Genomic DNA, 24,080 nt, shown 5'->3' on the forward strand with positions numbered 1-24,080 from the left:
GCGCGGACCCGGACCGACCCACGAAGGAAGGCATGGACTCATGAACCCGCAGCACGACCAGGACCTCGGGTGGGACGCCTCCGGCGCGCTCCGGGAACGCGAAGCCGGTGTGCACGCCCCCGCTCTCCTGCGGGCCGTGGAGTGGTTGCGGGGTCTGCTGCGGATCGGCGGCGGCGGACACGCTCCCGTCCACCGGGTGCTGGACGTCGGCAGCGGGCCGGGCGTGGTGACCTGCCTGTTGGCGCAGACCTTCCCGGACGCCGAGGTCGTAGCCGTCGACCGGTCGCCCGGCCTCCTGGAGCAGGTCCGTTCGCGTGCGGCGGCTCAGGGGGTGGCGGACCGCGTCGTCACTCAACTGACGGACGTCAGCGGCGAGTTCGACGCGCTGGGTGCCGCCGACCTGATCTGGAGCCGTCACGGCGTCCAGCAGGTGGGTGACCAGCAGGCGGCACTGCGCTCCCTGGTCGCCGGCCTGCGGCCGGGCGGACTCCTCGCCGTCGCCGAGAGCGGGCTTCCCCCGCGCTTCCTGCCCCGCGACATCGGCGCGGGGCGTCCGGGCTTGCAGGCCCGCCTGGACGCGGCCGCCGAGGACGCCTTCGGCGCGATGCGCGACCAACTGCCGGGCGCGGCCGCGACGGTGGAGGACTGGCCGGCCATGCTCGCCCGTGCCGGGCTCGTCCCCAGCGGAACGCGCAGCTTCTTCACCGATCTCACGTCCCCCCTCGGGATGTCGGCGCGGGAGTACCTGCACCTGCGTCTGACCCGGCTGCGCGACCGGATCGGTGACCGGCTGGATCCGGAGGACCGCGCAACGCTGGAGCAGCTCCTGGACAGCGACACGTCCGCGGGCATCCTCGGACGTCCCGACGCCTTCTACCTCACGGCCGACACCGTCCACACCGCCCGGCTGTGCCACGGCGGCGTTCGGCACTGAAACGCTCCTCACCGTGACGAGGCCGCAGCCCAGCAGCTGCGGCCTCGTCGCTCGTCGTGGCCGGTCCGGGTCCGGGTCCGGGCCCGGTGTCGGCGTCGGTGACGCCAACGGGATCGTCAGCCGTTCTCGCAACGATCGGGAGCCGGGGCCGCGGGCCGCTCCATCTCGCGCAGTCGTGCGAACGGCGCGGCCGTGGCGAGGGCTAGAGCGATCGCTCCCACGAGCAGGAGGGCGAACCAGCCGCCGGACTCGTCGATGACGATTCCGGCCGCGGCGGACGCCAGCGAGGCGCCGAGGTTCACGGAGGTGTTGATCCAGGTCGACGCCTCCGTCCGGCCGGACTCCGGGACGACGGTGTCGGCGATGAGGTACCCGGTGATGAGGGAGGGGGCGAGGAAGAGGCCGACAAGGGCGAGGCCCGCGGCGAAGAGACCGAGCGGGTGCAGCTGGGACACGAGCACCGCGGCGAGCCCCATGCCGGTGCACAGGGTGAACAGCCTCGCGCCGATGCCCGACGTGAGCTTCAGCTGCCCGTAGAGGAACCCGCCGAGGGCGCTTCCGCCGGCGAAGGCCGCCAGGAGCCAGCCCGAGGCCGCGACGGCGTCACGCTGCGCGGCGACGGCCGGCGCCGCGATCTCCGCGACGCCGAGCACGCCGCCGACGCCCACGAGGACGGTCAACACCCGTGCGAATCCCGGCTGCTGGAGCGGGCGGTCACCCCGCGCGACACCCCCTCCGGTTCCGCGCAGCGCCCCCGACGACGCGCTGGACGTCATCGCCGCGGTGCCGAGGAAGACCGTGGCGGCGGTCACCCAGAGGCCGGTGGCGGGAGACGTGGCCACGATGACCGCGGTGATGACGACGGGACCGCCGACGAAGAGGAGCTCCTCGCAGACCGCGTCGATGCTGAACGCCTTCGTCCGCTGGTCGCCGGCCGTCGTGAGCGACGCCCAGATCATCCGCATCGCGGCCCCCAGGGGCGGCGCCGTCAGGCCGACCACCGCGCCGAGGACGAGGAACCAGGCATCCGCGACGCCCTCGGCTCCCGCGACGAGCGCGAGGGCGACGAACCCCGAGGCCTGGCCTGCCGCCATGGCGGTGAGCGCGATCCGCTGCCCGAGCCGGTCGACGGCCCGGGCGCGCCAAGGGGCGGCGACGACGTTGGCGATCCCGAACGTCGCTGTGGCGAAGCCGGCCTGGGAGTACGAACCCGTACTGGCCTGGACGGCGAGCAGGAGGGCCAGGCCGCCCATCGCCAGGGCGGACCGGGCGACCAGGGCGGGGAGGAAGGCGCGAAGCGCGCCGGGAAGGAGAAGCACTGCGAGCATGAGGAGGCTCCGATGATGCGCGGCCGGAGTCGTGTGCGCGGCCGCCGACGTCTGACGGTGATCGAAGTCCGGAGGGCATGCGGAACCGCACCCTCGACGGATCAGAACCTGGGCGGGAGGGACCCAGGACCGTCAGATGAACATCACGATGAACACCCGCGGAGCCTAACAGGCGGGCCACGGAGACCGGCCGGAATTATCGCCCCGCCGGTGCCGCCCAGGTCCTCGACGTCGGCCTCGCGGCCTGAGACACCACAGGGCCCGGGGCATTGGTCCGTGCCGGTGAGCGGTCCCGTCGCGTGCCCGGGGATGGGCGGTCCGGCGGGCCGGGCGTGGTTCAGTGGCGCGGACGGCGGTGACCAGGGGCTTCGGAGGGTGGTGCGGATGTCGGGCGAGGGCGGGTTCCCTTCCCGCGGCGTGTGGCGGCGCCCGGCACTGCGCTGGGTGGACGTGCTGGTGACGGCGGCGCTGGTGGGGCTGCTGTACGGCCTGCTGCGGCTGGCCCCGTCGCTGGACGCGCCGTTCCTGCCGGAGCAGGCGCCGTCCACGGTGTCGACCGATCCGTCGGACCTGCCGTACTACGCGGTGCGGTCCTTGCTGCGGATGTTCGTGGGGCTCGTCGTCTCCGTGCTGTTCACCTTCGTCTACGCCACGGCCGCGGCGCGGATGCGGCGGGCGGAGAAGGTGCTGCTGCCGGTGCTGGACGTCCTCCAGTCGGTGCCCGTGCTGGGGTTCCTGTCGGTGACCGTGACCGCGTTCATCAACCTCTTCCCCGGTTCCACGCTGGGGCTGGAGTGCGCGTCGATCTTCGCGATCTTCACGTCGATGGCGTGGAACATGACGTTCGCCTTCTACGCCTCGCTGACCAGCCAGCCCGGGGAACTGGACGAGGCGTCCCGGGTGATGCGGCTGACCAAGTGGCAGCGGTTCTGGCAGCTGGACGTGCCGGGCGGAATGATCCCGCTGGTGTGGAACGGGATGATGAGCTTCGGCGGGGCGTGGTTCTTCCTCGCCGCGTCCGAGTCGATCAGGGTCCTGGGGCACCAGTACGCCCTGCCGGGCATCGGGTCCTACGCCGCCGCCGCGATCCAGGAGGGGGACCTGGGGAAGGTGGGCGTCGCGATCGCGGTGATGGTCGTGATGGTGGTCGGGGTGAACGTGCTGTTCTGGCGGCCGGTGGTGGCCTGGTCGGAGCGGTTCCGGGTGGAGGAGTCGGAGGCCGCCGAGCGGCCGCGCAGCGCCGTGCTGGACCTCCTGCGCCGCTCCAGCGTGCCGGAGCTGCTCGGACGGCCGCTGCGGCCGGTCGGCACGGCGCTCGACCGCGGCACCCGGGCCTTCGGCCTGGCCGAGCACCCGCTGGCCCCTCCGGCGGCGCGCGAGCGGACCGGGGACGTGTTCTTCGCGGGCGCGGTGACGGCCGTGGTGCTGCTCGGCACCTGGCGGGCCCTCGACTACGTCGACGCCACGGTCGGGCTGGGCGAGTTCGTCCACGCCCTGTGGCTGGGCGCGGTCACCTTCAGCCGGGTCGTGGTCCTGCTCGTCGCGGCGACCGTGGTGTGGGTGCCGATCGGCGTGTGGATCGGCATGAACCCCAAGGTCACCCGCTTCGCCCAGCCGGTGGTGCAGGTGCTGGCGAGCTTCCCCGCGAACTTCCTCTTCCCCTTCGCCACGGTGCTCTTCGTGGCGGTGGGCATCTCGCTGAACGTCGGCGCGGTGCTGCTGATGGCCCTGGGCGCGCAGTGGTACATCCTGTTCAACGTCATCGCCGGCGCCTACGCGATTCCCTCCGACCTGCGCGAGGCGATGACCGGCTTCGGGGTGAGCGGGACGCTGCGCTGGCGCGCGTTCATCCTGCCGGCGGTCTTCCCGTACTACGTCACCGGCGGGATCACCGCGGCGGGCGGCGCGTGGAACGCCTCCATCGTCGCCGAGGTCGTCGACTACGGATCCCACCACCTGACCGCGACCGGGCTCGGCGCCTACATCACCGCCGCCACCGCCACCGGCGACTTCCCGAGGATCCTGGTCGGGATCAGCGTCATGAGCATCTACGTCGTCGCCCTCAACCGCCTGCTGTGGCGCAGGCTCTACCGGATCGCCGACACCCGCTACGCACTCTGACCGAGGGACCGAGGGACGGCGAGACAGCGGGACGGCGAGACAGAGGGACCGAGAGGCCGAGGACCGAGGGAGCGCGATGACCACCAGCACCGTCCACACCCCGATCGTCGAGGCGGTCGGCGTGACCAAGACCTTCACCACCCCCGACGGGCGGGCCCTGCCGGTGCTGGAGGACATCGGCCTGCGCCTGGTCGAGGGCGAGATCGTCGCCCTGCTCGGCAAGTCCGGCTCCGGCAAGTCCACCCTGCTGCGCTGCCTGGCCGGCCTGATCGCCCCGTCGTCCGGCACCGTCTCCTACCGGGGCGATCCGCTCACCGCCGCCAACCCCGGGGTGGCGATGGTCTTCCAGTCGTTCGCGCTGCTGCCGTGGCTGACGGTCCAGCAGAACGTCGAACTCAGCCTGCGGGCCCGCGGGGTGGGGGAGGAGGAGCGGCGCCGACGGGCGCTGGACGCGATCGACCTGATCGGGCTGGACGGCTTCGAGGGCGCCTACCCCAAGGAGCTGTCCGGAGGCATGCGGCAGCGGGTCGGGTTCGCCCGGGCCCTGGTGGTCGAGCCGGACGCGCTGTTCATGGACGAACCGTTCTCCGCGCTGGACGTGCTGACCGCCGAGAACCTGCGCTCCGAGCTGGTGGGCCTGTGGGAAGGGCACGAGGCGCCGGTCAAGGCGATCCTGATCGTCACCCACAACATCGAGGAGGCGGTGCTGCTCGCCGACCGGATCCTGGTGCTCTCCTCCAACCCCGGGCGGATCCGCGCCGAACTCACGGTGGACCTGACCCGGCCCCGCGACCGCCGCACCCCGCAGTTCGAGGCGCTGGTCGACACGGTCTACGGCATCCTCACCGGACGGGAGGAGGGCGCGGCCGCCGGCGCCGGACCGGCCGCCCGTCCGGTCGAGACCCCGATCACCGTCCCGCTGCCGCAGGCGAGCGTGGGCGGCCTCGCCGGCCTGCTGGAGATCCTGCTCGCGATGGGCGGGGAGGAGAGCCTCGCGGAGATCGCCGACGAGCTCAACTTCGAGGTGGACGACCTCCTGCCGATCGTGGACGCCGCCGTCCTGCTGGGCCTGGCCACCACCATGGCCGGCCGGATCGCGGTCACCGGCGTCGGCCGGGAGTTCGCGGCCGCCGACATCCTCGCCAGCAAGCAGCTCTTCGCCCGGCTGGCCGCCCGCCGTGCCCCGCTGGTGCGCGCCATCGTCCAGTCCCTGGCGGCCACCGAGGACCACACCCTGCGCGAGGGCCTCTTCCTCGACCTGCTGCGGCGCGGCTTCGACCCGGTCGGCGCGCGCCGGCAGCTGGAGACCGCCATCGACTGGGGTCGGTACGCGGAGCTGTACGACTACGACGCCGACGACGCCGAGTTCGAGCTCGAACCCGGGGCGGAAGCCGCGCTGTGACGCGCCCGGCCCCGTCCGGTCAGGGGGCCGCGGCTTCGACGAACTCCAGGAGGTTGCCCACGGGGTCGGTGGTGTAGAAGCGGCGCTGGGGCGGCAGGCTGTCGTCCCAGACCACCTGCGCGCCGAGTTCGGCGAGCCGGTGGGCGAAGTCGTCGATCTCGCAGACCGCGAGGCCGGGGTGGGCCTTGGTACTGGGGCGGAAGCGCTCCTCGACGCCGAGGTAGAGCCGGACCCGGCCGCCGTCGGCGGCGAACCAGCAGCCACCGCGGCCGGTCAGCGGCCCGGGCTTGGGCAGCTCCGCCATCTGGAGGACGTCGCCGTAGAAGGCGCGCAGCAGTGCCTCGCTGCCGGGTGGTGCGGAGAGCTGGACGTGGTCGAGGGCCGTGATCACTGCGGTGTCCTCTCGGTCGGGGTGGTCGGGGTGGTTTCGACGGGCGGCTGGGAGTGGGCCGTCCTCAGGCGAGTGCCGGCTCCGCGGCTGTCGTCGGGTGCCCGGCTGTCGGCTGCTCGGCGGAGTCGCGGCCGTCGTCGAGGTGCCAGTGCAGGTCGCGTACGCCGGGCTCCAAGGACAGTCGGGTGACGACCTGTTCGAGCGCCGGGGCGATCTGTCGGGCGATCGCGACGGTGGCCCGCAGGCTGGTGGCGTCGCCGTTGTCGGTGCGGCGGGCGCGCAGGCCGGTGGGGGCGAGTCCGGAGGCGGCGAGGGCCTGGAGCAGCAGGGCCCGGATGTGGGTCTCGGACTTGCGGTCGCATTCCAGGTGGACGGTGGCGCGGGTGGTGGAGTCGGGGTCGCTGCCGGCCTGTGGGGCCCGGTCGAGGAGTCGGCCGGCGGGGCGCAGGACGAGGTGGACGACGAGGACGGCGAGTGTGCCGAGGACGGCGAACCGCAGTTTGCCGGAGGCGGCGAGGACTCCGACGGCGGCCGAACACCAGAGTGTGGCGGCGGTGTTGAGGCCGCGTACGCCGGCGCCGTCGCGCAGGATGACGCCGCCGCCGAGGAAGCCGATGCCGGAGACGACGTAGGAGGCGACCCGGGTGGGGCTGGCGGCGTCGCCGACGGCCTCGCTGTAGAGCACGAACAGGGTGGCGCCGGCGGCGACCAGGGCGTTGGTGCGCAGGCCGGCCATCCGGGCCCGCCACTGGCGTTCGACGCCGATCAGCGCGCCGCAGGCGACGCCGGTGGCGAGCCGTACCAGGAAGTCGACGGTGGTCAGGGTGTGCACGACGGCACCTCCTTCACGGGAGGAGGGGGACGGACGGTGGCACGCGGCTGGCGCTCCCGGTGCGATGCGGGCAGCCGCCCGGGGCGGTCCGGACGATCGTGATGACGACCAGGACCGTCACGATCGGCGGGTAGGTGCGCGGGGCACCCGTGCCGATATCGCAACCGGTGGAGACCGCGCTGCGCGCTGCGAGGACGCGACGCCGCAGGGCACGGCGAAGCCGTCGGGCGGGCGTGACGCAGCGGCGCGTGTGCGCGCGGGGAAGGTGGCTACCGCGTGCCGGAGGTGTACGAGGGCAGGCGCGGGAAGGGGCGACTGTGGCCCGGACTACTGCAATCCATGTCTCTCGCCTCCTCCCGGTCGACGCACCCCGTGGTGCGTGTGATCGACACGGCAAGGAGTTCGCCGGCGCGCGGAAACAGCGGCCGACTCACCCCAACTCGTCAGAGCTTTGGCACTCCACGGCGTGTCCGGCCGCATAGGCCGGAAGCCACTTCGGATCAACCCTTAGGTCGGGAGGATCTGTCCTAACCCTGGGCGTCTCTCGACGTCGTCGGATCAGTGGCCTGTGTCCGTGAAGAAGCCTCACCGAACGAGGTGCCTTCTTCAAACCTCGAAAAGCATAGTCCTCCGCCGCGGGCATACTTGCGCACTTGGTAGAATCTTTACCTTTCCGGCTCATGCGGAGAGTGGGGCCACGTGACGGCCGCCTGACCCCTCACCTCGCCAATCCCGGGCACCCACCGCGCCGGGCGGTGATCCGGTCTAGCGTGAACGGTGCTGACGACGAGGACGAAGGAGGTGGCGGCCGTGCGGCTGGAGATGCTGACGGTTCCGCAGTGCCCGAACGAGTCGGTGCTGGCGGAGCGGCTCGCCGTGGTGCTGGCCGACCTGCCGGGCGTCGGGCTGGTGCGGCACGTGGTCGAGGACCAGGAGGACGCCGAACGCCTGGGCATGCACGGCTCGCCCACCCTGCTGGTCGACGGGACCGACCCGTTCGCCGCCCCCGGAACACCGCCGAGCGTGTCCTGCCGGCTCTACCGGAGCGCGGACGGCCGGGTGGACGGGGCGCCGAGCGTCGAGGAGCTGCGGCGGGTGCTCGGTGCCCCGGCCCGGTCCGCCACCCGCGAGGTCGGATGACGTGCTCCGCGGGGACCGACCCGCGGGCTCGTGCCGACTGACGGTGAGGCGTCCTGGCTCGCGGGCGGTGGCCAGGCCCTCGCCTCGGTCCGGTCCGCGAGGCCGGCTCGACACCTTGCTCCTATAGCGTGCGCCGGAACCGAAGTCCGGAACGGCCGTGGGCCGTGGTCGAGGAGCGAGCGATGGGGACACCGGCAGCGGCCCGGGCCGGGGAGCTGGGGCGCCACCTGGGTGTGTTCGACGCCGTGGTGATCGGGCTCGGGTCGATGATCGGCGCGGGGATCTTCGCCGCGCTCGCGCCGGCCGCCGGCGCGGCCGGGTCCGGTCTGCTGCCGGGCCTCGCGCTGGCCGCGGTGGTGGCGTACTGCAATGCCACCTCCTCGGCCCGGCTGGCCGCCCGCTACCCGGAGTCCGGCGGCACCTACGTCTACGGCCGTGAGCGGCTCGGCGAGTTCTGGGGCTACCTGGCGGGTTGGGGCTTCGTGGTCGGCAAGACCGCCTCCTGCGCGGCGATGGCCCTCACGGTGGGCTCCTACGTGTGGCCCGGACAGGCGCACGCGGTCGCGGTCGCCGCGGTGGTGGTGCTCACCGCGGTGAACTACGTCGGTGTACGGAAGTCCGCGTGGCTGACCCGGGGGATCGTCGCCGTCGTCCTGGCGGTGCTCGCCGCCGTGGTCACCGCCTGCCTGACCGGCCCCGCCGCCGAGGGCGCTCGGCTCGCCGTCGGTGCGGACGCGACCTTCGGCGGGGTGCTCCAGGCCGCCGGCCTGCTGTTCTTCGCGTTCGCCGGCTACGCGCGCATCGCCACCCTCGGCGAGGAGGTCCGCGACCCGAAGCGGACCATCCCCCGGGCGATCCCCACCGCGCTCGCCATCACGCTCGTCGTCTACGCGGCCGTCGCCGTGGCCGTGCTCGCCGTGCTCGGGCCCGACCGGCTCGCCCACACCGCCGCACCGCTCACCGAGGCCGTGCGAGCCGCCGGCGTCCCCGCGCTCGCCCCGGTCGTGTGCACCGGGGCGGCCGTCGCGGCGCTCGGCTCGCTGCTCGCGCTGATCCTCGGGGTCTCGCGCACCACCCTGGCGATGGCCCGCGACCGGCACCTGCCCCACGTCCTGGCCGCCGTCCACCCGCGCTTCCGGGTGCCGCACCGCGCCGAGCTCGCGGTCGGCGCGGTGGTCGCGGTCCTGGCCGCCACCACGGACGTCCGCGGCGCGATCGGCTTCTCCTCCTTCGGTGTGCTGGCCTACTACGCCATCGCGAACGTGTCCGCCTGGACCCTCACCCCCGTGAAGGGCCCCGTGCGGATCGTGCCCGTCGTCGGCGCCGTCGGCTGCGTGCTCCTGGCCTTCGCCCTGCCGCCCTCCTCGGTCCTGTGGGGAGCCGCGGTGATCGCGGCCGGTGCCGCCGCCTACTGCCTGCGCAGGGCCGCCGCCCGCGCCTGACGGACGGGAGCACCGTCCCGGCGGCTAGGCAGGGCCCTGGGAGGTGGCGTTACGCCTGGGCGCGGCTCAGGACCCAGACGCCGTAGGCGTCGTTCGCGGGGTGCAGCTGGTAGGTGCCGGCCCGCAGGTCGACGCGCAGTCCGGCGGCGGCCAGGTCCGCCTCGAACTCCGCCGCCGGGTAGGTGCGGGCGTGCGGCGGCGGGTCCTGGAGGTGGAAGCCGACCAGGATCCGGCCGTTCTCGCCGAGCACGTCGCGCATCGCGCCCAGTGCCCTGCGTTCCGTGTCCTCGGCGAGGAAGACGATGACGTTGCCCACGCAGACGACCAGGTCGAACGGGCCGTCGTCGGGGCCGAGGTCGAGGATGTCGCGCTCCTCGATCGCCAGCCCGGGGTAGGTCTCCCGGGCCTGCCGGACCAGGGCCGGGTCGGGCTCGATCGCGACCACGTCGTGCCCCCGCCGCAGCAGCGCCGCGGCGACCCGGCCCATGCCGGCGCCGGCGTCGAGCACCCGGGCGCCGCGCGGCAGGAGGGTGTCGGCGAGCCGGGCCTCACCGTCGACGTCCTCGCCGGCGGAGATGAGGTCGGCGAACCGCTTGCCGAAGTTCCCGCTCTGCCCCGCCTGCTGCCAGCGGGTTCGCCGCGTCGTCGGTATGGGCTCTCCGTGCGGCGGCGTGGTGCTGTTCATGTCCCGCATCCTAAGGCGGGACCGTCGGCGCTGGTCACGGCCACCGAACGCCCGGCCGCGGGCCCTGGCGCCGCAGGCCCTCCCGGGGCCTCGGGCTCCGCGAGACGACCGGACGATCATGTGTCGGACCGGCCCGGCCGTCACAGGTCGGCCGACAGGCTGATCGCCGAGGCGGGGCACAGGGCGACCGCCTCGCGCACCGCGTCCAAGGCCTCGGCGGGAGGGTCGGGTTGTCGTACGACCGAGGTGCCGTCGTCCTCGCGCTGGTCGAAGACCTCGCCGGCCGTCAGGGCGCACATTCCGGAGCCGATGCAGCGGTCGAGGTCCACGGTGATCCTCATCGGTCACGCGTCCCAGGTGACGGGGAGGCTCTTCACTCCGTAGATGTCCGCGAGCTCCGGGCGCAGGGCGACCTCCTCGGGCGGTACGGCCAGCCGCAGCGTGGGGAAGCGGTCGAGCAGCGCGGGGAAGGCGACCCGCATCTCGATGCGGGCCAGCTGCTGGCCCAGGCACTGGTGGATGCCGTGGCCGAAGGCCAGGTGTCCACCGTCCTGCCTGCTCAGGTCGAGCACGTGGGGATCGGGGAAGCGCTCGGGGTCGCGGTTGGCGGTGTTGAAGGAGAGGATCAGCCGGTCGCCGGCCTTGACGGTCCGGCCGCCGAGTTCGATGTCCTCCAGGGCCGTCCGCATGAAGGTCTTGGCGACGCTCAGGTAGCGCAGCAGCTCCTCCACGGCCCGGTCGGCGAGCGCGGGATCGGCGCGCAGCGCGGCCAGTTGGTCCGGGGTGCGCAGCAGCGCGAAGGTGCCGAGGGCCAGCATGTTCGCGGTGGTGTCGAGACCGGCCGCGAGCAGGATCAGGCTGATCCCCTTCAGCTCCTCGTCGGTCAGGTCGCTGTCGGTGAGGTCGCTGAGCACGTCGTCGGTGGGGTCGGCGCGTTTGGCGGCCACCAGTTCCGCCAGGTACTCCTGGGTCGCGGCGTAGGCCGCCATGAGGTCCTCGTCGCTCGTCTCCCCGTTCATGAACGAGTCGACCTGCTCCTGGAAGGAGCCCCGGTCCTCGTACGGCACCCCGAGCAGTTCGCAGATCACGATGGCGGGGATGGGCTTGGCGAACGCGGTCACCAGGTCGGTCGGAGGCCCGGCCGCCTCCATGGCGTCCAGGCGGGCGGCGGTGACCTGCTCGATGCGCTCGGTGAGCAGCCGCATGCGCCGGACGGTGAACTTGCCCGTCAGGGGCTTGCGGTAGCGGCTGTGCTGGGGCTCGTCCATGAGGACGAACTCCCCGGGCGGCGCCGGCGGGATCTGGAAGTCGCCGTAGTCGATGGTCGGGTGGAGCATCAGGTCCTTGCGCGAGCTGAACCGGGTGTCGGCCAGCACCGCCCGGACCAGGTCGTACCCGGTGACCAGCCAGCCGGGCTTCCCGCCGGGGAAGGTGTAGCGGCTCATCGGCCCGTGCCGGCGGGCGTCGATCAGCTCGGCGGGCGGGTCGAAGGGACAGCCGGGGCGGCGCGCCGCCGGCATGGTGGTGACGGTGTGCGGGGATTCCCCCATGGCCGTGCCTCGTTTCGCGTTGCCGCACGTTCGGACAACTGGAAAGCTACGGCTTTTCCTGACGTGGCGTCAATCGTACGAAAGGCATTATGCCAGCTCAGTAGCGGCAAACTGATGCAATGACGCTGACCTCGAACGCAACGGCCCGTTGCAATGGATGAAGGTTAAGGCAAACTCGCCGGGCGTCACGGAGCAGGCTGTCACCCGGCGGACCGGTGGGCGCGGTTCGCTGTGGCGTGCACGGAGCCGAGCAGGCTGAGTGCCTCGGCGCTGGGGCTGCCGGATTCGGCATGGTAGATGATCAACTGCTGGCCGGGGGCGTCCCGCACGTCGAACGCGTGGTGGGTGAGGGTCATGCCGCCGACGTCCGGGTGGTGGACGTGCTTGTGTTCGCGGGTCTTGCCGCGCACGGTGTGGGTGTTCCACAGCCGGGCGAAGTCCGTGCTGCGCGTGCTGAGTTCGCCTATGAGAGCCCGTAGGCGCGGACTGCCCGGGTCGACGCCGGACGCCTGGCGCAGGTGCCCCACCACTGTCTCCGCCGTCCGGTCCCATCGGGGGTGGAACGGTCGACCTGCCGGGTCGAGGAAGACCATGCGGGCCAGGTTGTCCATCGCTTCGAAGGGGGAGTACAGGGCCTCGGCCAAGGCGTTGGCGGCCAGGACGTCCAGGACCGGGTCGATGACGAACGCCGGAGTGCCGGGGTAGCCGTCCAGCAGGACGCGCAGGGCGGGGGCGACCCGGTCGGTGGCGGCGACGGGCCGCCGGGACGCTGCGGTTCCGGACAGGTGGTGAAGGTGCGCCCGGGCGTCGGTGTCCAGCAGCAGCGCGCGGCTGAGCGCGTCCACCACCTGCGCGGACGGGTGGCGTTCGCGGCCCTGTTCCAGCCGGGTGCAGTAGTCCGCGTTCACCCCTGCCAGTACGGCGACCTCCTCGCGGCGCAGCCCGGCGACCCTGCGCACGCCATGGCTCGGCATCCCGACCTCGTCCGGCCGCACGGCCGCACGGCGTGCCCGCAGGAACTCACCCAGCTGGTTGTCGGTCATGTGCCCACGCTATGCCGAGGGCCCGGTGTGCTGCCTGGGTGTACCGCACCCGGGCAGCACACGGCCTGGGCCGCCTGGAACACCTCGCCCAGACTCGGTGCCCTACCGAGAGATGAGGGGCAGTCATGCACGACCGGACAGTCAAGGTTGTAGCGATCACCGGTGCCAGCAGTGGGATCGGCGAGGCGACCGCCCGCCGGCTCGCCGCCGACGGCCACCGCCTGTTCCTGGGGGCGCGGCGCACCGATCGCCTGGAGCGACTCGTCACGGAGATCACCGCCGCGGGCGGCACGGCGGCGACCCGGCGCCTGGACGTGACCGGGGCCGCCGACGTGCGGGACTTCGTGGCAGCGGCCGAAGAGCGGTACGGCCGCGTGGACGTGATGGTCAACAACGCCGGGGTGATGCCGCTGTCGCCACTGGAGGCGCTCAGGACGGAGGAGTGGGACCGCATGATCGACGTGAACCTGCGGGGCGTCCTGCACGGCATCTCCGCCGCCTTGCCCGTGCTGCGCGCCCAGGGTGGCGGGCACATCGTGAACATCGCCTCCGTCGGTGCGCACGAGGTCTCTCCCACCGCCGCCGTGTACTGCGCCACCAAGTTCGCGGTCCGTGCGATCTCCGAGGGCCTGCGTCAGGAGTCCGCCGGTGACGTCCGGGTCACGCTGGTCTCGCCGGGCGTCACGGAGTCCGAACTCGCCGACGGCATCGCGGACCCGGCCGCCCGGGCGGCCATGCGGACCTACCGCGCCGTGGCCCTGCCGGCCTCCGCGATCGCGGACGCCGTCGCCTATGCGATCTCCCAGCCGCCGTACGTCGACGTGAACGAGATCGTCGTACGGCCTGCGGCGAGCGCCCAGTGACGGAAGATCCCGGAATGCTGTCGGCACCGGCGCTACGGCACCGGGCCGGGGCACGGCAGGTGCCGCGCCCCGGCCCGGTGCCGAGGGAGTCTCAGACGAGGCTGTTGAAACGCAGGACGATGTCACTGTTCGGGAGGCTGCTGATGGTCCCGGTGCTGCATTTCGTGATGTCGGCCCCCGGGTAGAGGGTGCCGGTGACGGTGGCACCGGGCAGGACGGTGCTGTCGAGGGAGACCACGCCGTTGAGGTTGTTGGTGATCTCGTTCTTCGAGGGGTCGGCCTGGACGCGCTGCATGCCGTCGGCGTTGATGGTGGAGACGCCGGCCGAATTGCCGCTTCCGTCGGACCAGTTGACGACGATGGTGCCGGTGAGCTGGCCGACCTGGCTGCACGAGAGGGTGGCCGCCCCGGTGAGCGAGACCGTTCCGGCGGACAGCTCGGGTCCGCCGTTCTGCGTCAGACACCTCTCGACGACGCCGTTGGTCATGGAGATGTCGACCGAGGTGGGGGTGTTCGTGACCGGCTGGGTGCTCTGGATCGTACCGTTCGCGCCGCACATGAGCTTGAGCAGGGGGGTGGCCCGGGGTTTGGCAGCCCCGTCGGCGCCGTCGGTCACGACCGGCGTGTCGGCGGCCGAAGCGGGGGCGGACTGCTGGAGCAGCACGGCCGAGGTGGCGGCCACGGCGGCCAGGGCGAGCGGGACGACGGCCAGGTGCCACCGGCGGGGCTTGGAGGGTGTCGTTTCCCGCGTCGGGACGGGGTCGGAGTCCCAGGAGTGCGAAGGCATGGTGTTCCTGTTCTGTGAAGTCGGGCGGCTGGGAGAGGGGAGGGGTCAGAGGAGGGCGGAGAACGCGGCGTCGTGTTTCACGGTCATGCTGCTCAGGCCGTTGGAGCAGTTGCTGATGTCGCTGGTGGGCTCGAAGGTGGCGACGACGCCGGCCCCCGGCAGGACGGTGCTGCCGAGGGACACCGTGCTGTCGGTCGAGTCGAGGATCTCCTCGTGCGCGGGGTCGCCTTCGACGGGCTGTGCGCCGTTGGTGGTCACGGTGGAGGTTCCGACGACGCTGCCGGTCTGGTTCAGTCCGCTGTACCAGGTGATGGTCTCGGTGCCGCTGAACGAGCTGGGGGAGGAACACGAGATCGTGCCGGAGCCGGCGAAGGTGAACGTCGCCGACAGGACGTTCGCGGGCCCGCCGTTCTCGGCGAAACAGTCGTCGTAGGTGCCGACCGCGGTGATGGACACGCTCGTGGGGGCGTCCGTGATCGGCGCACTGGTGGTGACGACCGCCTGCCCGGAGCAGCTGAGCTTGGTCAGGAGCGTGTCGCGGTGGCCGGTGGAGCCGCTGGCGGCGGCCGGAGTGGGGGCGGTCTCCTGGATGAGCAGGCCGGCACCGGCGACCGTGGCGGCCAGGGCGAGCGGGACGGTGGCGAGGCGCCAGCGCCGGGTCGAGGAGTTTCCGGCGTGTGGACCGGACGGGGTGTCCGCGGCGGTGGGCTGAAAGCCCATAATGTCCTCCTTTTGATTGCGTATACGAACTGCTGGTGCCAGGATCACCACTGGCATGGAACTGCGCGATCCAGGCGGGACCGGATTCGCCTTTACGGTGCGATATTGATCCGACTGTCGCAGCGTGTGGGAAGAGTCATGAATGGGTTGACTTTTGCCACTAAAGATCGCTGACGATCTTTACTGTCCGGCAGTCGAGGGATAGCGGCGTGCGCCTGCCGGGTCTTCCGCCGGCGTCGGGCTACGTTCTGCGGCAGACCTTTCAGCGCCGGCCCGCCGGGCCGCCGACGGACCAGGGGAGACCCCCATGCTGCCCAGTCGACCTCGTCTGCCCGGCTTTCCGGGTACGGAGCACTGGCGGCGCGAGGAGGAATCCGGATTGCACTACGTCGACCAGGGGTCCGGCGACGTCGTGCTCATGCTGCACGGGAACCCGACGTGGGGATATCTGTGGCGGCGCCTTGTCACCGCGTTGGCCGAGGACTTCCGTTGCGTCGTGCCGGACCAGCTGGGCATGGGCCTCTCCCGGCGGAGCGTCGGCGCCGCCCCTATTCCCTTGGCGGAACGGCTGGAGCACCTCGACGTGCTGGCGGCCCACCTGATCGAGCGGTGCGGGGCACCGTCGGAGGGTTGGACCCTGGCGGTGCACGACTGGGGAGGGCCGATCGGTCTGGCCTGGGCGAGGCGGCATCCCGGGCTGGTGACCCGGCTGGTCGTGCTGAACAGCGTGGGCTTCCGCTGGCCCGAGGGCTACCGGCTGCCGCGCTCGCTGGCCCTGCTGCGCGACATCGGGCCGCTCGGTGAGGCGGCGCACCTGCTGAACGCCTTCCCGCGGGCGGCACTGCGGGCCGGGGTGGTCCGGCCGCTGCCCGCCGAGGTCCGTTCCGCCTACCTGTGGCCGTACCGCGGCGCGGGGCGGCGGCGGGCGGTACGGGACTTCCTGCGACAGATCCCGAGCAGCGGCGAGGACCCCGCCTGGTCCCTGGTCGATCCCGGTGGGGACAGCGCCGACCACGCCGGGCTGCCGGTGTTCATCGGCTGGGGCCTGCGCGACCCGGTGTTCACGCCGCTCGTCCTGGGGGAGTGGCGCCGCAGATTCCCGCACGCCGAGGTCCACGCCTTCGCCGACGCGGGCCACTTCGTCCTGGAGGACGTCGGCGAGGCCCTGGTCGGGCCGCTTCGGCGCTTCCTGTCCGCGCGGTGACGACCTATCACAGAGAGGTACCCATGCCCTCGCCCCACAGCAGGATCGGTCTCGTGCGGGTCCATGTCCCCGAGGCCCGCCAGAGCTCCCGCGAGATCGAGGAGGAGCTGTGCCGGCAGAGCCCCGGGGCCGCGCTGCCGACGGGGCTGCTGGAGCACATGTTCGGGCTGCGCGAGCGGTGCGTGGCGGCGCCGGGGGACCTGCCCTCGGACCTGGCGGCCCGGGCGGGTGCGGCCGTCCTGGAGGACGCCGGCCTCCCGCCCGAGGCGATCGACCTGCTCGTCTACACCGGGATCAACAAGGACCTCGACGAGCCGGCGACCGCGAACGTGGTGGCCGCCAAACTCGGTGTCACCGCACCGGTCTTCGACCTGATGAACGCCTGCAACGGCGTGCTCAGCGCGCTGGAGAGCGCCGATGCGCTGATCAGGCTCGGCTCCTACCGGCGGGTGCTGGTGGTCACCGGGGAGGCGCCCAGCCGGCTCACCCGCTGGCGCGTCCCGGACCGCGGCCGGCTCGCGTCGGCGATGGCCAGCCTCACGCTGGGTGACATGGGGGCGGCCGTGCTGGTGGAGGCGAGCGAACGGCCCGGCATCCTCGGCAGCAGGTTCTTCGCCAACCCCGCCGCGTGGCCGAGCGCGGTACTGCGCAGCCCGTACGCCACCGGCCGGATGCACGAGTTGGAGGTCGACGACGCCGCGTTGACGGCCTCCTTCGCGGGGCTGCGGGAACAGACCGTCAAGGCCGCGGGCGAGCTGATCGGTGCCGTGGCCGACTGCGCGCTGTTCTGTGTCCACCAGCCCTCGGCGGCCATGACCCGGATCCTCTGCTCGACCACCGGTATCCCCGAGGAGGCCGTGATCCCCACCTTCGCCGACCACGGCAACGTCGCCACCGCCACCATCCCGCTGCAGTTGGTCCTCGCGCAGGAGCAGGGCCGGCTGCGCGAGGGCGATCTGGTGGGGATCGTCGGCCTGGCCAGCGGCACCAGTGTCGGCGTCATGGCACTGCGGTGGTGACCGCGGACTCCGGGGCCGTCCGGGCGGACGGGGCCTGGCCGGAGACGCTCGCCGCCCGCCTGGCCGGCTGGGCCGACCTGCAACCGGACCGTACCGCGCTCGTCTGGCCCGCTCCGCGCGGGCGTTGGCACACCGTCGACTTCGCGACGCTGGAGGCCGCCTGCCGCACGCGTGCCCGGGAACTGCGCGAGGCGGGGGTCGGAGCCGGGCAGAAGGCCGTGGTGATGGCCCGTGACCCGTACGACCTGGTGACCACCGTGTACGGGCTGCTCGCCCTCGGTGCGGTACCGGTGCTGATCGACCCGGCGCTGCCCCGGCCGGCCCTGCGGGCCTGCCTGGAGGAGACCCGGCCCGAGGTGTTCATCGGCGACCCGCTCGCCCACCTGGCCCGGCTGCTGTTCGGCTGGGCCCGCCGGCACGTCACCACCACGCTGGTCACGGGACGCGCGCGGCGCGGCCCGCGGCCGGACCCGGCCCGGCCGGGTCCGCCGTGGCCGAGCCCGCCACCCGCGACCTCGCTCGCGCTGATCGCCTTCACCTCCGGCTCGACCGGTCCGCCCAAGGGCGTCGAGTACGAGCACCGGCAGCTGGCCGCTCAGGTCCGCTCCGTCGCCGGGCTGCTGGAGCTGGGCCCCGATGAGGTGCTGCTCGCCGGGTTCCTACCCTTCGCCCTGTTCGGGCCCGCCACCGGCGCCACCACCGTCGTCCCGGCCGTCGACCACCTCAGGCCCGCGCGCACCCGTGGCGCGGACCTGGTCCGCGCCGTCGCCGACCACCGCACCTCGGTGGTGTGCGCCTCCCCCGCGGTGCTGCGGGCACTGACCGAGGGGTGCGAGGGCGGCCGGCTGCCGCTCGCCCCGGTACGGCGGATCTGCTCCTTCGGCGCCCCGCCGCCCGACCGGCTGGTGCGTGCGCTGCGCCGGGCGCTGCCGGAGGAGGCGACGCTGCTCAGCGCGTACGGCGCCACCGAGTGCCTGCCGGTCAGCGTGATCGACAGTGCCGAGCTGGCCGCCGCGCACGCCGATCCGCTGCACACCCACCGCGGGGTCTGCCTGGGCCGCCCGGTGCCCGGCATGGCGGCCCACGTCCTGGCGCCGGCCGGCCGGTCGGCCTCCGACCGGCCGATGGCGCGAGGGAGGTACGGAGAGATCACGGTCGGCGGCCCGCAGGTCAGCCGGGCCTACCACGCCCGCCCGGAAGCGAACACCGCCGCCAAGGTCGGCACCGGGGAGGACCTGCTGCACCGCACCGGCGATCTCGGCTGGCTGGACGAGAGCGGCCGGCTGTGGTTCCTCGGGCGCTCCGCGCACCGGGTGCACGGCACCGGGTTCGTGCTCGACACCGCCGTGGTCGAGCGGATCACCGACGCGGTGCCCGGCATCGGCCGCACCGCGCTGATCGGCCTCGGGCCCGTCGGCCGCCAACGGCCGGTGCTCTGCGTCGAGTTGGCGCCATCGGCGGCCAACTCCGGGACGGCTGTCCGCCAGAGTCTTCGGCAGGCCCTGTCGGCGGTGCCGGGCGGGCACCGGATCGCCACCGTGCTGGTCCACCGCCGGCTGCCCACCGACCCGAGGCACAACTCGCGCGTCGACCGCGCCCGCCTGGCCCGCTGGGCCCGCCGACAGCTGCGCCGACGAGGCCCGGGCGGCGTGCTGGGAGGCGGGCGATGAGGGTCCTGGTCACCGGGGGCAGTGGCTTCCTTGGTCTGGAGCTGTGCCGGCGCCTCGCCGGGCGCGGCGACATCGCGGTCTCGCTGCACCGCCGCTGGAGTCCTGAGCTGGAGCGGCTCGGGGTCCGTCAGCACCTGGGCGACATCGCCGACCCGGGTGCGGTCCGGCGGGCCCTCGCCGGGTGCGAGGCGGTGATCCACAACGCGGCCCTGGCCGGAGTCCGGGGGCCCGAGCGGCCGTACCGCGCGGTCAACGTCGAGGGCACCCGCAACGTCCTGAGCGCCTGTCGCGCCCTCGGCGTCCCTCGGCTGGTCTATACCTCCACCGCGAGCGCGGTCTTCACCCCTGACGGCATCACGGCAGGGGACGAGTCGCTGCCCCGGCCCCGGCGCCATCTGGCCGCCTACCCCCGCACCAAGGCCGAGGCCGAGGCGGCCGTCCTCGCCGCCAACGACCCGGACCTGGCCACCACCGTGCTGCGGCCCCACCTGATCTGGGGGCCCGGTGACCCCCACTTCCTGCCCGCCCTCCTGCGGGCGACCGAAACCGGACGGCTGCTGATGCCGGGCCGCGGCGGCAACCTCGTCGACACCTGCCACCTCGCCACCGCCGCCCACGCCCACCTGCTCGCGCTGGACCGGCTGCGACCGGGCCACCCGGCGGCCGGGCGGGCCTACTTCGTCGCCCAGGGCGAACCACGGCCGCTGCGCGAGGTGGTGACCGGGCTGCTCGCCGCGGCCGGACGCCACACGAGCTGGCACCCGGTGCCCTACCCCGTGGCGCTGGCCGCCGCCGTCCTGGCCGACGCCACGACGGCGACGGTCCGCCGCCACACCGGCCACGGCCTGAGCCGGTTCCTGCTCCACCAGCTCACCCGGCCGCACTGGTTCGACCTCACGGCGGCCCGGCGCGACCTCGGCTTCGAACCGCCCACCACCTTCGACCAGGGCATCGCCGAACTGACCCGCCACCACCGCACCACCGGCAGCTGAGCCCGCCCCCTCGCCCTCCGGAAAGGAACCACCATGGACACGACGCTCTCCGTGGACGCCGTCTGCGACACCGCTCAGACCCTGCTCGTCGAACGGTTCGGCGTATCCGCGGACGCCATCAGCCCCGACGCCACGTTCGAGGAGATGGAGGTCGACTCGCTCGCGCTGGCCGAGTTCGCCTTCGTCCTCCAGGACGAGTTCGGCATCCTGATCAGCCAGGAGGACGCCGACCGGCAGAGCACGCTCACCGACATCGCCCGGATCGTCCAGGCCCGCCTCGGCGACGCGACCGAACCCGTCGCGTGAACCGCCCCGAGATCGCCGTCACCGGCCTGGGGCTCGTCACCCCGGCCGGGGTCGGCACCGAGGAGACCTGGCGGCGGGTCTGCGCCGGAACCCCCACCGCGTCACCGGACCCTGACCTCGACGCCGCCCCGGTGGCGTTCTCCTGCCGCATCCCCGCCACGGACCTGGACACGGCGGTCGGGCGCAAGAAGGCATGGCGGATCGGACGGTTCGGAAAGCTCGCGCTGCTCGCGGCCCGGGAGGCCGTCCGGAACGCGCGGCTGGACACCGGCGGGTGGGACGGTGCCCGGGTCGCCGTCGTCCTCGGGGTGGGCTTCGGCGGCGCGCCGCACTGGGAGGACCAGCTGCGCCGATTCCAACAGCGCGGGCCGGCCCACGTCTCGCCGACACTGGTCCCGATGGTCATCGGCAACATGGCCGTCGGCGAGGTGGCCCAGGAGTTCGGCGCGCGCGGCCCGACCCTCGCCTGCGCCACCGCCTGCGCCTCCGGCGCCACGGCGCTGGCCGTCTCCCACGACCTGCTGGTCGCCGGGTCCTGTGACATTGTCCTGGCCGGTGGCACCGAAGCCGCCCTCAGCCCGCTGGTGGCGACCGGATTCCACCGGATGGGCACCCTGTCGGCACGCGGACACGACGTACCGGGCGCCTCCCGGCCGTTCGCCGCCGACCGGGACGGCTTCGTCCTGGCCGAGGGCGCCGCCGTCCTCGTCCTGGAGCGCGCCGCGGACGCGAAGGCGCGCGGCGCCCGGGCGCGCGCCGTGCTCGCCGGACACGGCGCCAGCAACGACGCCCACCACCCGACCGCGCCGCCCCAGGGCGCCGCCGGCGCCGAGCAGGCGCTGCGCACGGCGCTGCGCACCGCGGACCTGGGCGCCGGCGACGTCGACCACGTCAACGCCCACGGCACCTCCACCCCGCTCAACGACGCCGCCGAAGCCGGCCTGATCTCCCGCGCCCTGCCGCACCGGCCCAGCGTCACCGCCCCCAAGGGCGTGCTCGGCCACAGCCTCGGCGCGGCCGGCGCGATCGAGGCGGCGCTCACCGTGCTGACCATCGAGCACGGACTGGTACCGCCGATCGCCAACCTCACCCCCGACCTCGCCGAGTTCGACATCGACTGCGTCACCGGGACCGCTCGCCGACAACGCATCGACGCGGCGCTCAGCAACTCCTTCGGCTTCGGAGGCCACAATGTCGTCCTCGCCCTGCGCCGAAGCTGACCCCCGGGCGAGCACGGCCCGGGGCTCCCAGGCGCCGCCGGACGGCGCCGGGGCCCGGCTCGGCGCACTCGTCGCCCGCCACCGCTGGGCGGTGCTGTGGACCACCGCCCTGCTGCTGGCCGTCGCCGCGGCCGTCGGGGCAGGGCTGCCCGCGCGGCTGTCCCACGGCGGCTTCACCAACCCCGGGGCCGAATCCGGCCGGGCGCTCGAAGCCGTCGAACACCACTACAACGCGGGCGGCACCAGCACGGTCGTGATCTTCCGCAGCGAGACCCTCACCGTGCACGACCTGGAGTTCGGCGAAGCCGTGCGCACCGCGCTCGGCGACGTCCCCAGGACCGTGATGGCAGGCGCCCAGCACTACTGGAACACCGGCAAGCGGGAACTCCTCTCCGCCGACGGGCACGCGGCCTGCGTGGTCGTCGGGCTGGCCGGCACCGGCGACCAGGCCAAGGACGCCTCCTACGAGCGGCTGCGCCGGCTGCTGCACGTCGACGGGTTCACCGTCGCCTACGCCGGGGAGGTGCCGCTCCAGGTCGACTTGGACCGCACCGTCGACGACGACCTCACCCGCGCCGAACTCTACGTCTTCCCCCTGCTGTTCCTCCTGCTGCTGCTGTTCTTCGGCAGCCTCACCGCGGCCCTGCTGCCGCTGGCCGTGGCCGGTACGAGCCTCGCGATGTCCTTCGCGGTGCTGCGCCTCCTCTCCCCGCTGGTGCCGGTCAGCTACATCACCCGCAACGTCGTCGTCATGATCGCCCTCGGGCTGTCGGTCGACTACGCCCTGTTCGTCGTCGTCCGCTTCCGGCGCGAGCTGCGCCACCGGGGCGACCCGCACCGGGCCGTCGCCGCCACCATGGCCACCGCCGGGCACACCGTGCTCTACTCCGCGACGGCCATCTCGCTCGCCGTCCTGGGCCTGACCCTGCTTCCGTTCCCCATCACCCGCTCCCTCGGCATCGGCGCCGCCGTCACCGTCGCGCTGGCCGGCGCCGCCAGCCTCACCATGCTGCCCGCCGTGCTGGCCGTGCTCGGCCCGCGTGTCGAGGCCGGGTGCGTCCGGCTGCCGGGCTTCGGGCGGGCCGGTCTCGGCCGCGCCTGGGCCGAGGGCGAGGAGACGGGATTCTGGTACCGGCTGGGCCGGAGCGCCGTCACCCACCCCTGGGCCTGGCTCACCGCCGCCGTCGCGGTGATCGCCGTGCTGAGCGTCCCGGTCGTCGGGCTGCACCTCGCGGCGAGCGACCTGCGGACCCTGCCCGCCGGGGCGGCCAGCCGCAGAGCACAGGAACTGCTGCACGAGGACTTCCCGGCGGCCGGGCTCGACCAACTCCAGGTCGTCGCCCACCTGCGGGACGACATCGGCGGCGAACCGGGCAGGACCGCACTGGCCCACTGGCAGCAGCGGCTCGCCGGGCTGCCGAACGCCCAGGACGTCCGACTTCGCGCCACCACCGCGCACAGCGCGCTGATGAGCGTCACCGCCCCCGCCGCCCCGGACGCCCCCGTCGCCGAGGAACTGGTGCGCGCGGTGCGGGCGCTCGACCCGCCTGACGGCGGCCGCGTCCTGGTCGGCGGACCGGCCGCCGTCAATGTCGACGTCCTGGACACCCTGAAGGCCAGGCTCCCGGCGCTGGTCGGGTACCTGCTGGTGGTCACGTTCGGCCTGCTCTTCCTGGCCTTCCGGTCGCTGCTGGTCCCGCTCAAAGCCGTCGTCACCACGACGATGTCCCTCGGCATCGCCTTCGCGGCCGTCACCTGGACCGTCCAGGACGGCCACGGCGCCCGGCTGCTGGGCCTTCAACCCGCCGGGTACGTCGGAGCGTTGGAGTCCGCCATCATGCTGATGTTCGTCTTCGCGCTCTCCGTCGACTACGAGCTCTTCCTGATCGCGCAGATCCGCGAGCTCCACCGGGGCGGCATGGACAACGCGAGCGCCGTGGTGACTGGCCTCGGGCGCACCGGCGGGCTGATCTCGGCCGCCGCCGCTCTGATCGTGCTGGTCGCCGCCGCCTTCGCGACCAGCCCCGTCCTGACCGTGAAGGAGATCGCCATCGGTGTCGTGGTGGCCGTGGCCGTCGACGCCACCGTGGTGCGCATGCTGCTGGTCCCCGCCACCATGCGCCTGCTCGGCGAACTCAACTGGTGGACACCGCGCCTACGGCGACGGACGGCACCGAGCGGGCCTCGTCCGGAGCCGTTGCGGGACCTGGGGGCGGTCGAGTGAGCGCGTGAGCGACGTGGCCCGGCTCCGTCTGCGAGGCCGGTGCCGAACCGGTGGAGCGCCGCTGTCCAGACGGTGATGAGGCCGACGATGTCGGCGTCGCGGTGGTGGGCCGGTGGTTCCGTAGCCGAGGGCGAGTCCGCCGGAGTGCTGTCCGGCGCTGGAGGCGTGGTCGGGGCGTGCGGTCGTGCGGGGCCCGTCGCGATGGTG

22 protein-coding genes and 1 riboswitch are annotated in these 24,080 nt (G+C 73.3%); of the genes, 13 read left to right on the top strand and 9 right to left on the bottom strand.

The window, feature by feature from the left end; all coding sequences use genetic code 11:
* Nucleotides 1-40: 40 nt before the first annotated feature.
* Complete coding sequence (locus tag ACFVXH_RS34985; RefSeq protein ID WP_387829947.1) at nucleotides 41-934, top strand: class I SAM-dependent methyltransferase; 894 nt, start codon at nucleotides 41-43, stop codon at nucleotides 932-934.
* Between the two features lie 116 nt (nucleotides 935-1,050).
* Here the strand turns inward: ACFVXH_RS34985 and ACFVXH_RS34990 are convergent, their stop codons facing one another.
* Nucleotides 1,051-2,262, bottom strand: a complete 1,212-nt coding sequence (locus ACFVXH_RS34990) for an MFS transporter (RefSeq protein ID WP_387829949.1) — start codon at nucleotides 2,260-2,262, stop codon at nucleotides 1,051-1,053.
* Between the two features lie 384 nt (nucleotides 2,263-2,646).
* Between ACFVXH_RS34990 and ACFVXH_RS34995 the strand changes: the two genes are divergently transcribed.
* On the top strand, nucleotides 2,647-4,383 hold the full coding sequence (locus ACFVXH_RS34995; RefSeq protein WP_387829951.1) for an ABC transporter permease: 1,737 nt from the start codon (nucleotides 2,647-2,649) through the stop codon (nucleotides 4,381-4,383).
* Nucleotides 4,384-4,459: 76 nt separating this feature from the next.
* Nucleotides 4,460-5,785 (top strand): nitrate/sulfonate/bicarbonate ABC transporter ATP-binding protein, encoded by a 1,326-nt coding sequence (locus tag ACFVXH_RS35000; RefSeq protein ID WP_049650703.1) that lies wholly within the window; start codon nucleotides 4,460-4,462, stop codon nucleotides 5,783-5,785.
* 19 nt (nucleotides 5,786-5,804) lie between these two features.
* Here the strand turns inward: ACFVXH_RS35000 and ACFVXH_RS35005 are convergent, their stop codons facing one another.
* Together ACFVXH_RS35005 and ACFVXH_RS35010 are read right to left on the bottom strand one after the other, a co-directional pair.
* A complete protein-coding gene (locus ACFVXH_RS35005; protein WP_387829953.1) occupies nucleotides 5,805-6,176 on the bottom strand; it encodes a VOC family protein in 372 nt (123 codons plus the stop codon).
* Between the two features lie 64 nt (nucleotides 6,177-6,240).
* Entirely contained in the window at nucleotides 6,241-7,008 is a 768-nt protein-coding gene (locus ACFVXH_RS35010) for an MgtC/SapB family protein (protein WP_387829955.1), read from the bottom strand.
* A gap of 427 nt (nucleotides 7,009-7,435) precedes the next feature.
* A riboswitch (M-box (ykoK) riboswitch) is annotated at nucleotides 7,436-7,612 on the bottom strand.
* 173 nt (nucleotides 7,613-7,785) lie between these two features.
* Between ACFVXH_RS35010 and ACFVXH_RS35015 the strand changes: the two genes are divergently transcribed.
* Together ACFVXH_RS35015 and ACFVXH_RS35020 are read left to right on the top strand one after the other, a co-directional pair.
* Complete coding sequence (locus ACFVXH_RS35015) at nucleotides 7,786-8,148, top strand: alkylmercury lyase (RefSeq protein WP_387829957.1); 363 nt, start codon at nucleotides 7,786-7,788, stop codon at nucleotides 8,146-8,148.
* A 182-nt stretch (nucleotides 8,149-8,330) separates the two neighbouring features.
* Entirely contained in the window at nucleotides 8,331-9,590 is a 1,260-nt protein-coding gene (locus ACFVXH_RS35020) for an APC family permease (protein ID WP_387829959.1), read from the top strand.
* A 49-nt stretch (nucleotides 9,591-9,639) separates the two neighbouring features.
* Here ACFVXH_RS35020 and ACFVXH_RS35025 read toward each other — a convergent pair whose 3' ends face one another.
* The 4 genes from ACFVXH_RS35025 to ACFVXH_RS35040 all read right to left on the bottom strand — a co-directional run bounded on the left by ACFVXH_RS35025 (nucleotide 9,640) and on the right by ACFVXH_RS35040 (nucleotide 12,868).
* Nucleotides 9,640-10,275 (bottom strand): class I SAM-dependent methyltransferase, encoded by a 636-nt coding sequence (locus tag ACFVXH_RS35025; RefSeq protein WP_387829962.1) that lies wholly within the window; start codon nucleotides 10,273-10,275, stop codon nucleotides 9,640-9,642.
* A 140-nt stretch (nucleotides 10,276-10,415) separates the two neighbouring features.
* Nucleotides 10,416-10,616 carry a ferredoxin gene (locus tag ACFVXH_RS35030; RefSeq protein ID WP_387829964.1) on the bottom strand — a complete coding sequence of 67 codons (201 nt, stop codon included), beginning with the start codon at nucleotides 10,614-10,616 and terminating at the stop codon, nucleotides 10,416-10,418.
* Nucleotides 10,617-10,619: 3 nt separating this feature from the next.
* The gene (locus ACFVXH_RS35035; protein ID WP_387829966.1) at nucleotides 10,620-11,825 is read right to left on the bottom strand and encodes a cytochrome P450; all 1,206 of its coding nucleotides are present in this window, start codon (nucleotides 11,823-11,825) and stop codon (nucleotides 10,620-10,622) included.
* Nucleotides 11,826-12,025: 200 nt separating this feature from the next.
* Nucleotides 12,026-12,868, bottom strand: coding sequence for a helix-turn-helix transcriptional regulator (locus ACFVXH_RS35040; protein ID WP_380781672.1), 843 nt, complete (start codon nucleotides 12,866-12,868; stop codon nucleotides 12,026-12,028).
* A 125-nt stretch (nucleotides 12,869-12,993) separates the two neighbouring features.
* On the opposite strand from ACFVXH_RS35040, the gene ACFVXH_RS35045 reads away from it, so the two are divergent.
* Nucleotides 12,994-13,731, top strand: coding sequence for an SDR family oxidoreductase (locus ACFVXH_RS35045; protein WP_380741114.1), 738 nt, complete (start codon nucleotides 12,994-12,996; stop codon nucleotides 13,729-13,731).
* Nucleotides 13,732-13,822: 91 nt separating this feature from the next.
* Here the strand turns inward: ACFVXH_RS35045 and ACFVXH_RS35050 are convergent, their stop codons facing one another.
* Nucleotides 13,823-14,518 carry a hypothetical protein gene (locus ACFVXH_RS35050; RefSeq protein WP_387829970.1) on the bottom strand — a complete coding sequence of 232 codons (696 nt, stop codon included), beginning with the start codon at nucleotides 14,516-14,518 and terminating at the stop codon, nucleotides 13,823-13,825.
* Between the two features lie 45 nt (nucleotides 14,519-14,563).
* A complete protein-coding gene (locus ACFVXH_RS35055; RefSeq protein WP_074003376.1) occupies nucleotides 14,564-15,238 on the bottom strand; it encodes a hypothetical protein in 675 nt (224 codons plus the stop codon).
* A gap of 379 nt (nucleotides 15,239-15,617) precedes the next feature.
* Here ACFVXH_RS35055 and ACFVXH_RS35060 point away from each other — a divergent pair, with 379 nt between their 5' ends.
* Genes ACFVXH_RS35060 through ACFVXH_RS35090 form a run of 7 tightly spaced genes read left to right on the top strand, consistent with a single transcriptional unit; the run spans nucleotide 15,618 to nucleotide 23,873 of the window.
* Nucleotides 15,618-16,442 carry an alpha/beta fold hydrolase gene (locus ACFVXH_RS35060; RefSeq protein ID WP_387829972.1) on the top strand — a complete coding sequence of 275 codons (825 nt, stop codon included), beginning with the start codon at nucleotides 15,618-15,620 and terminating at the stop codon, nucleotides 16,440-16,442.
* Between the two features lie 23 nt (nucleotides 16,443-16,465).
* Nucleotides 16,466-17,461, top strand: coding sequence for a 3-oxoacyl-ACP synthase III family protein (locus tag ACFVXH_RS35065; protein WP_387829974.1), 996 nt, complete (start codon nucleotides 16,466-16,468; stop codon nucleotides 17,459-17,461).
* Nucleotides 17,458-19,131: an AMP-binding protein gene (locus tag ACFVXH_RS35070; RefSeq protein WP_387829977.1), complete on the top strand. Its 1,674-nt coding sequence runs from the start codon at nucleotides 17,458-17,460 to the stop codon at nucleotides 19,129-19,131. The genes ACFVXH_RS35065 and ACFVXH_RS35070 overlap by 4 nt, the downstream gene beginning before the upstream one ends.
* A complete protein-coding gene (locus ACFVXH_RS35075) occupies nucleotides 19,128-20,123 on the top strand; it encodes an NAD-dependent epimerase/dehydratase family protein (RefSeq protein ID WP_387829980.1) in 996 nt (331 codons plus the stop codon). The genes ACFVXH_RS35070 and ACFVXH_RS35075 overlap by 4 nt, the downstream gene beginning before the upstream one ends.
* Before the next feature lie 33 nt (nucleotides 20,124-20,156).
* Nucleotides 20,157-20,429 (top strand): acyl carrier protein, encoded by a 273-nt coding sequence (locus ACFVXH_RS35080; protein WP_074003372.1) that lies wholly within the window; start codon nucleotides 20,157-20,159, stop codon nucleotides 20,427-20,429.
* Nucleotides 20,426-21,649: a beta-ketoacyl synthase gene (locus ACFVXH_RS35085; RefSeq protein ID WP_074003371.1), complete on the top strand. Its 1,224-nt coding sequence runs from the start codon at nucleotides 20,426-20,428 to the stop codon at nucleotides 21,647-21,649. The genes ACFVXH_RS35080 and ACFVXH_RS35085 overlap by 4 nt, the downstream gene beginning before the upstream one ends.
* Nucleotides 21,621-23,873: an MMPL family transporter gene (locus tag ACFVXH_RS35090; protein WP_387829984.1), complete on the top strand. Its 2,253-nt coding sequence runs from the start codon at nucleotides 21,621-21,623 to the stop codon at nucleotides 23,871-23,873. Before ACFVXH_RS35085 ends, ACFVXH_RS35090 begins: the two co-directional genes overlap by 29 nt.
* The last annotated feature ends 207 nt before the right edge of the window (nucleotides 23,874-24,080 follow it).

The organism is Kitasatospora sp. NPDC058184 (assembly GCF_042883725.1).
Classification (GTDB): domain Bacteria; phylum Actinomycetota; class Actinomycetes; order Streptomycetales; family Streptomycetaceae; genus Kitasatospora.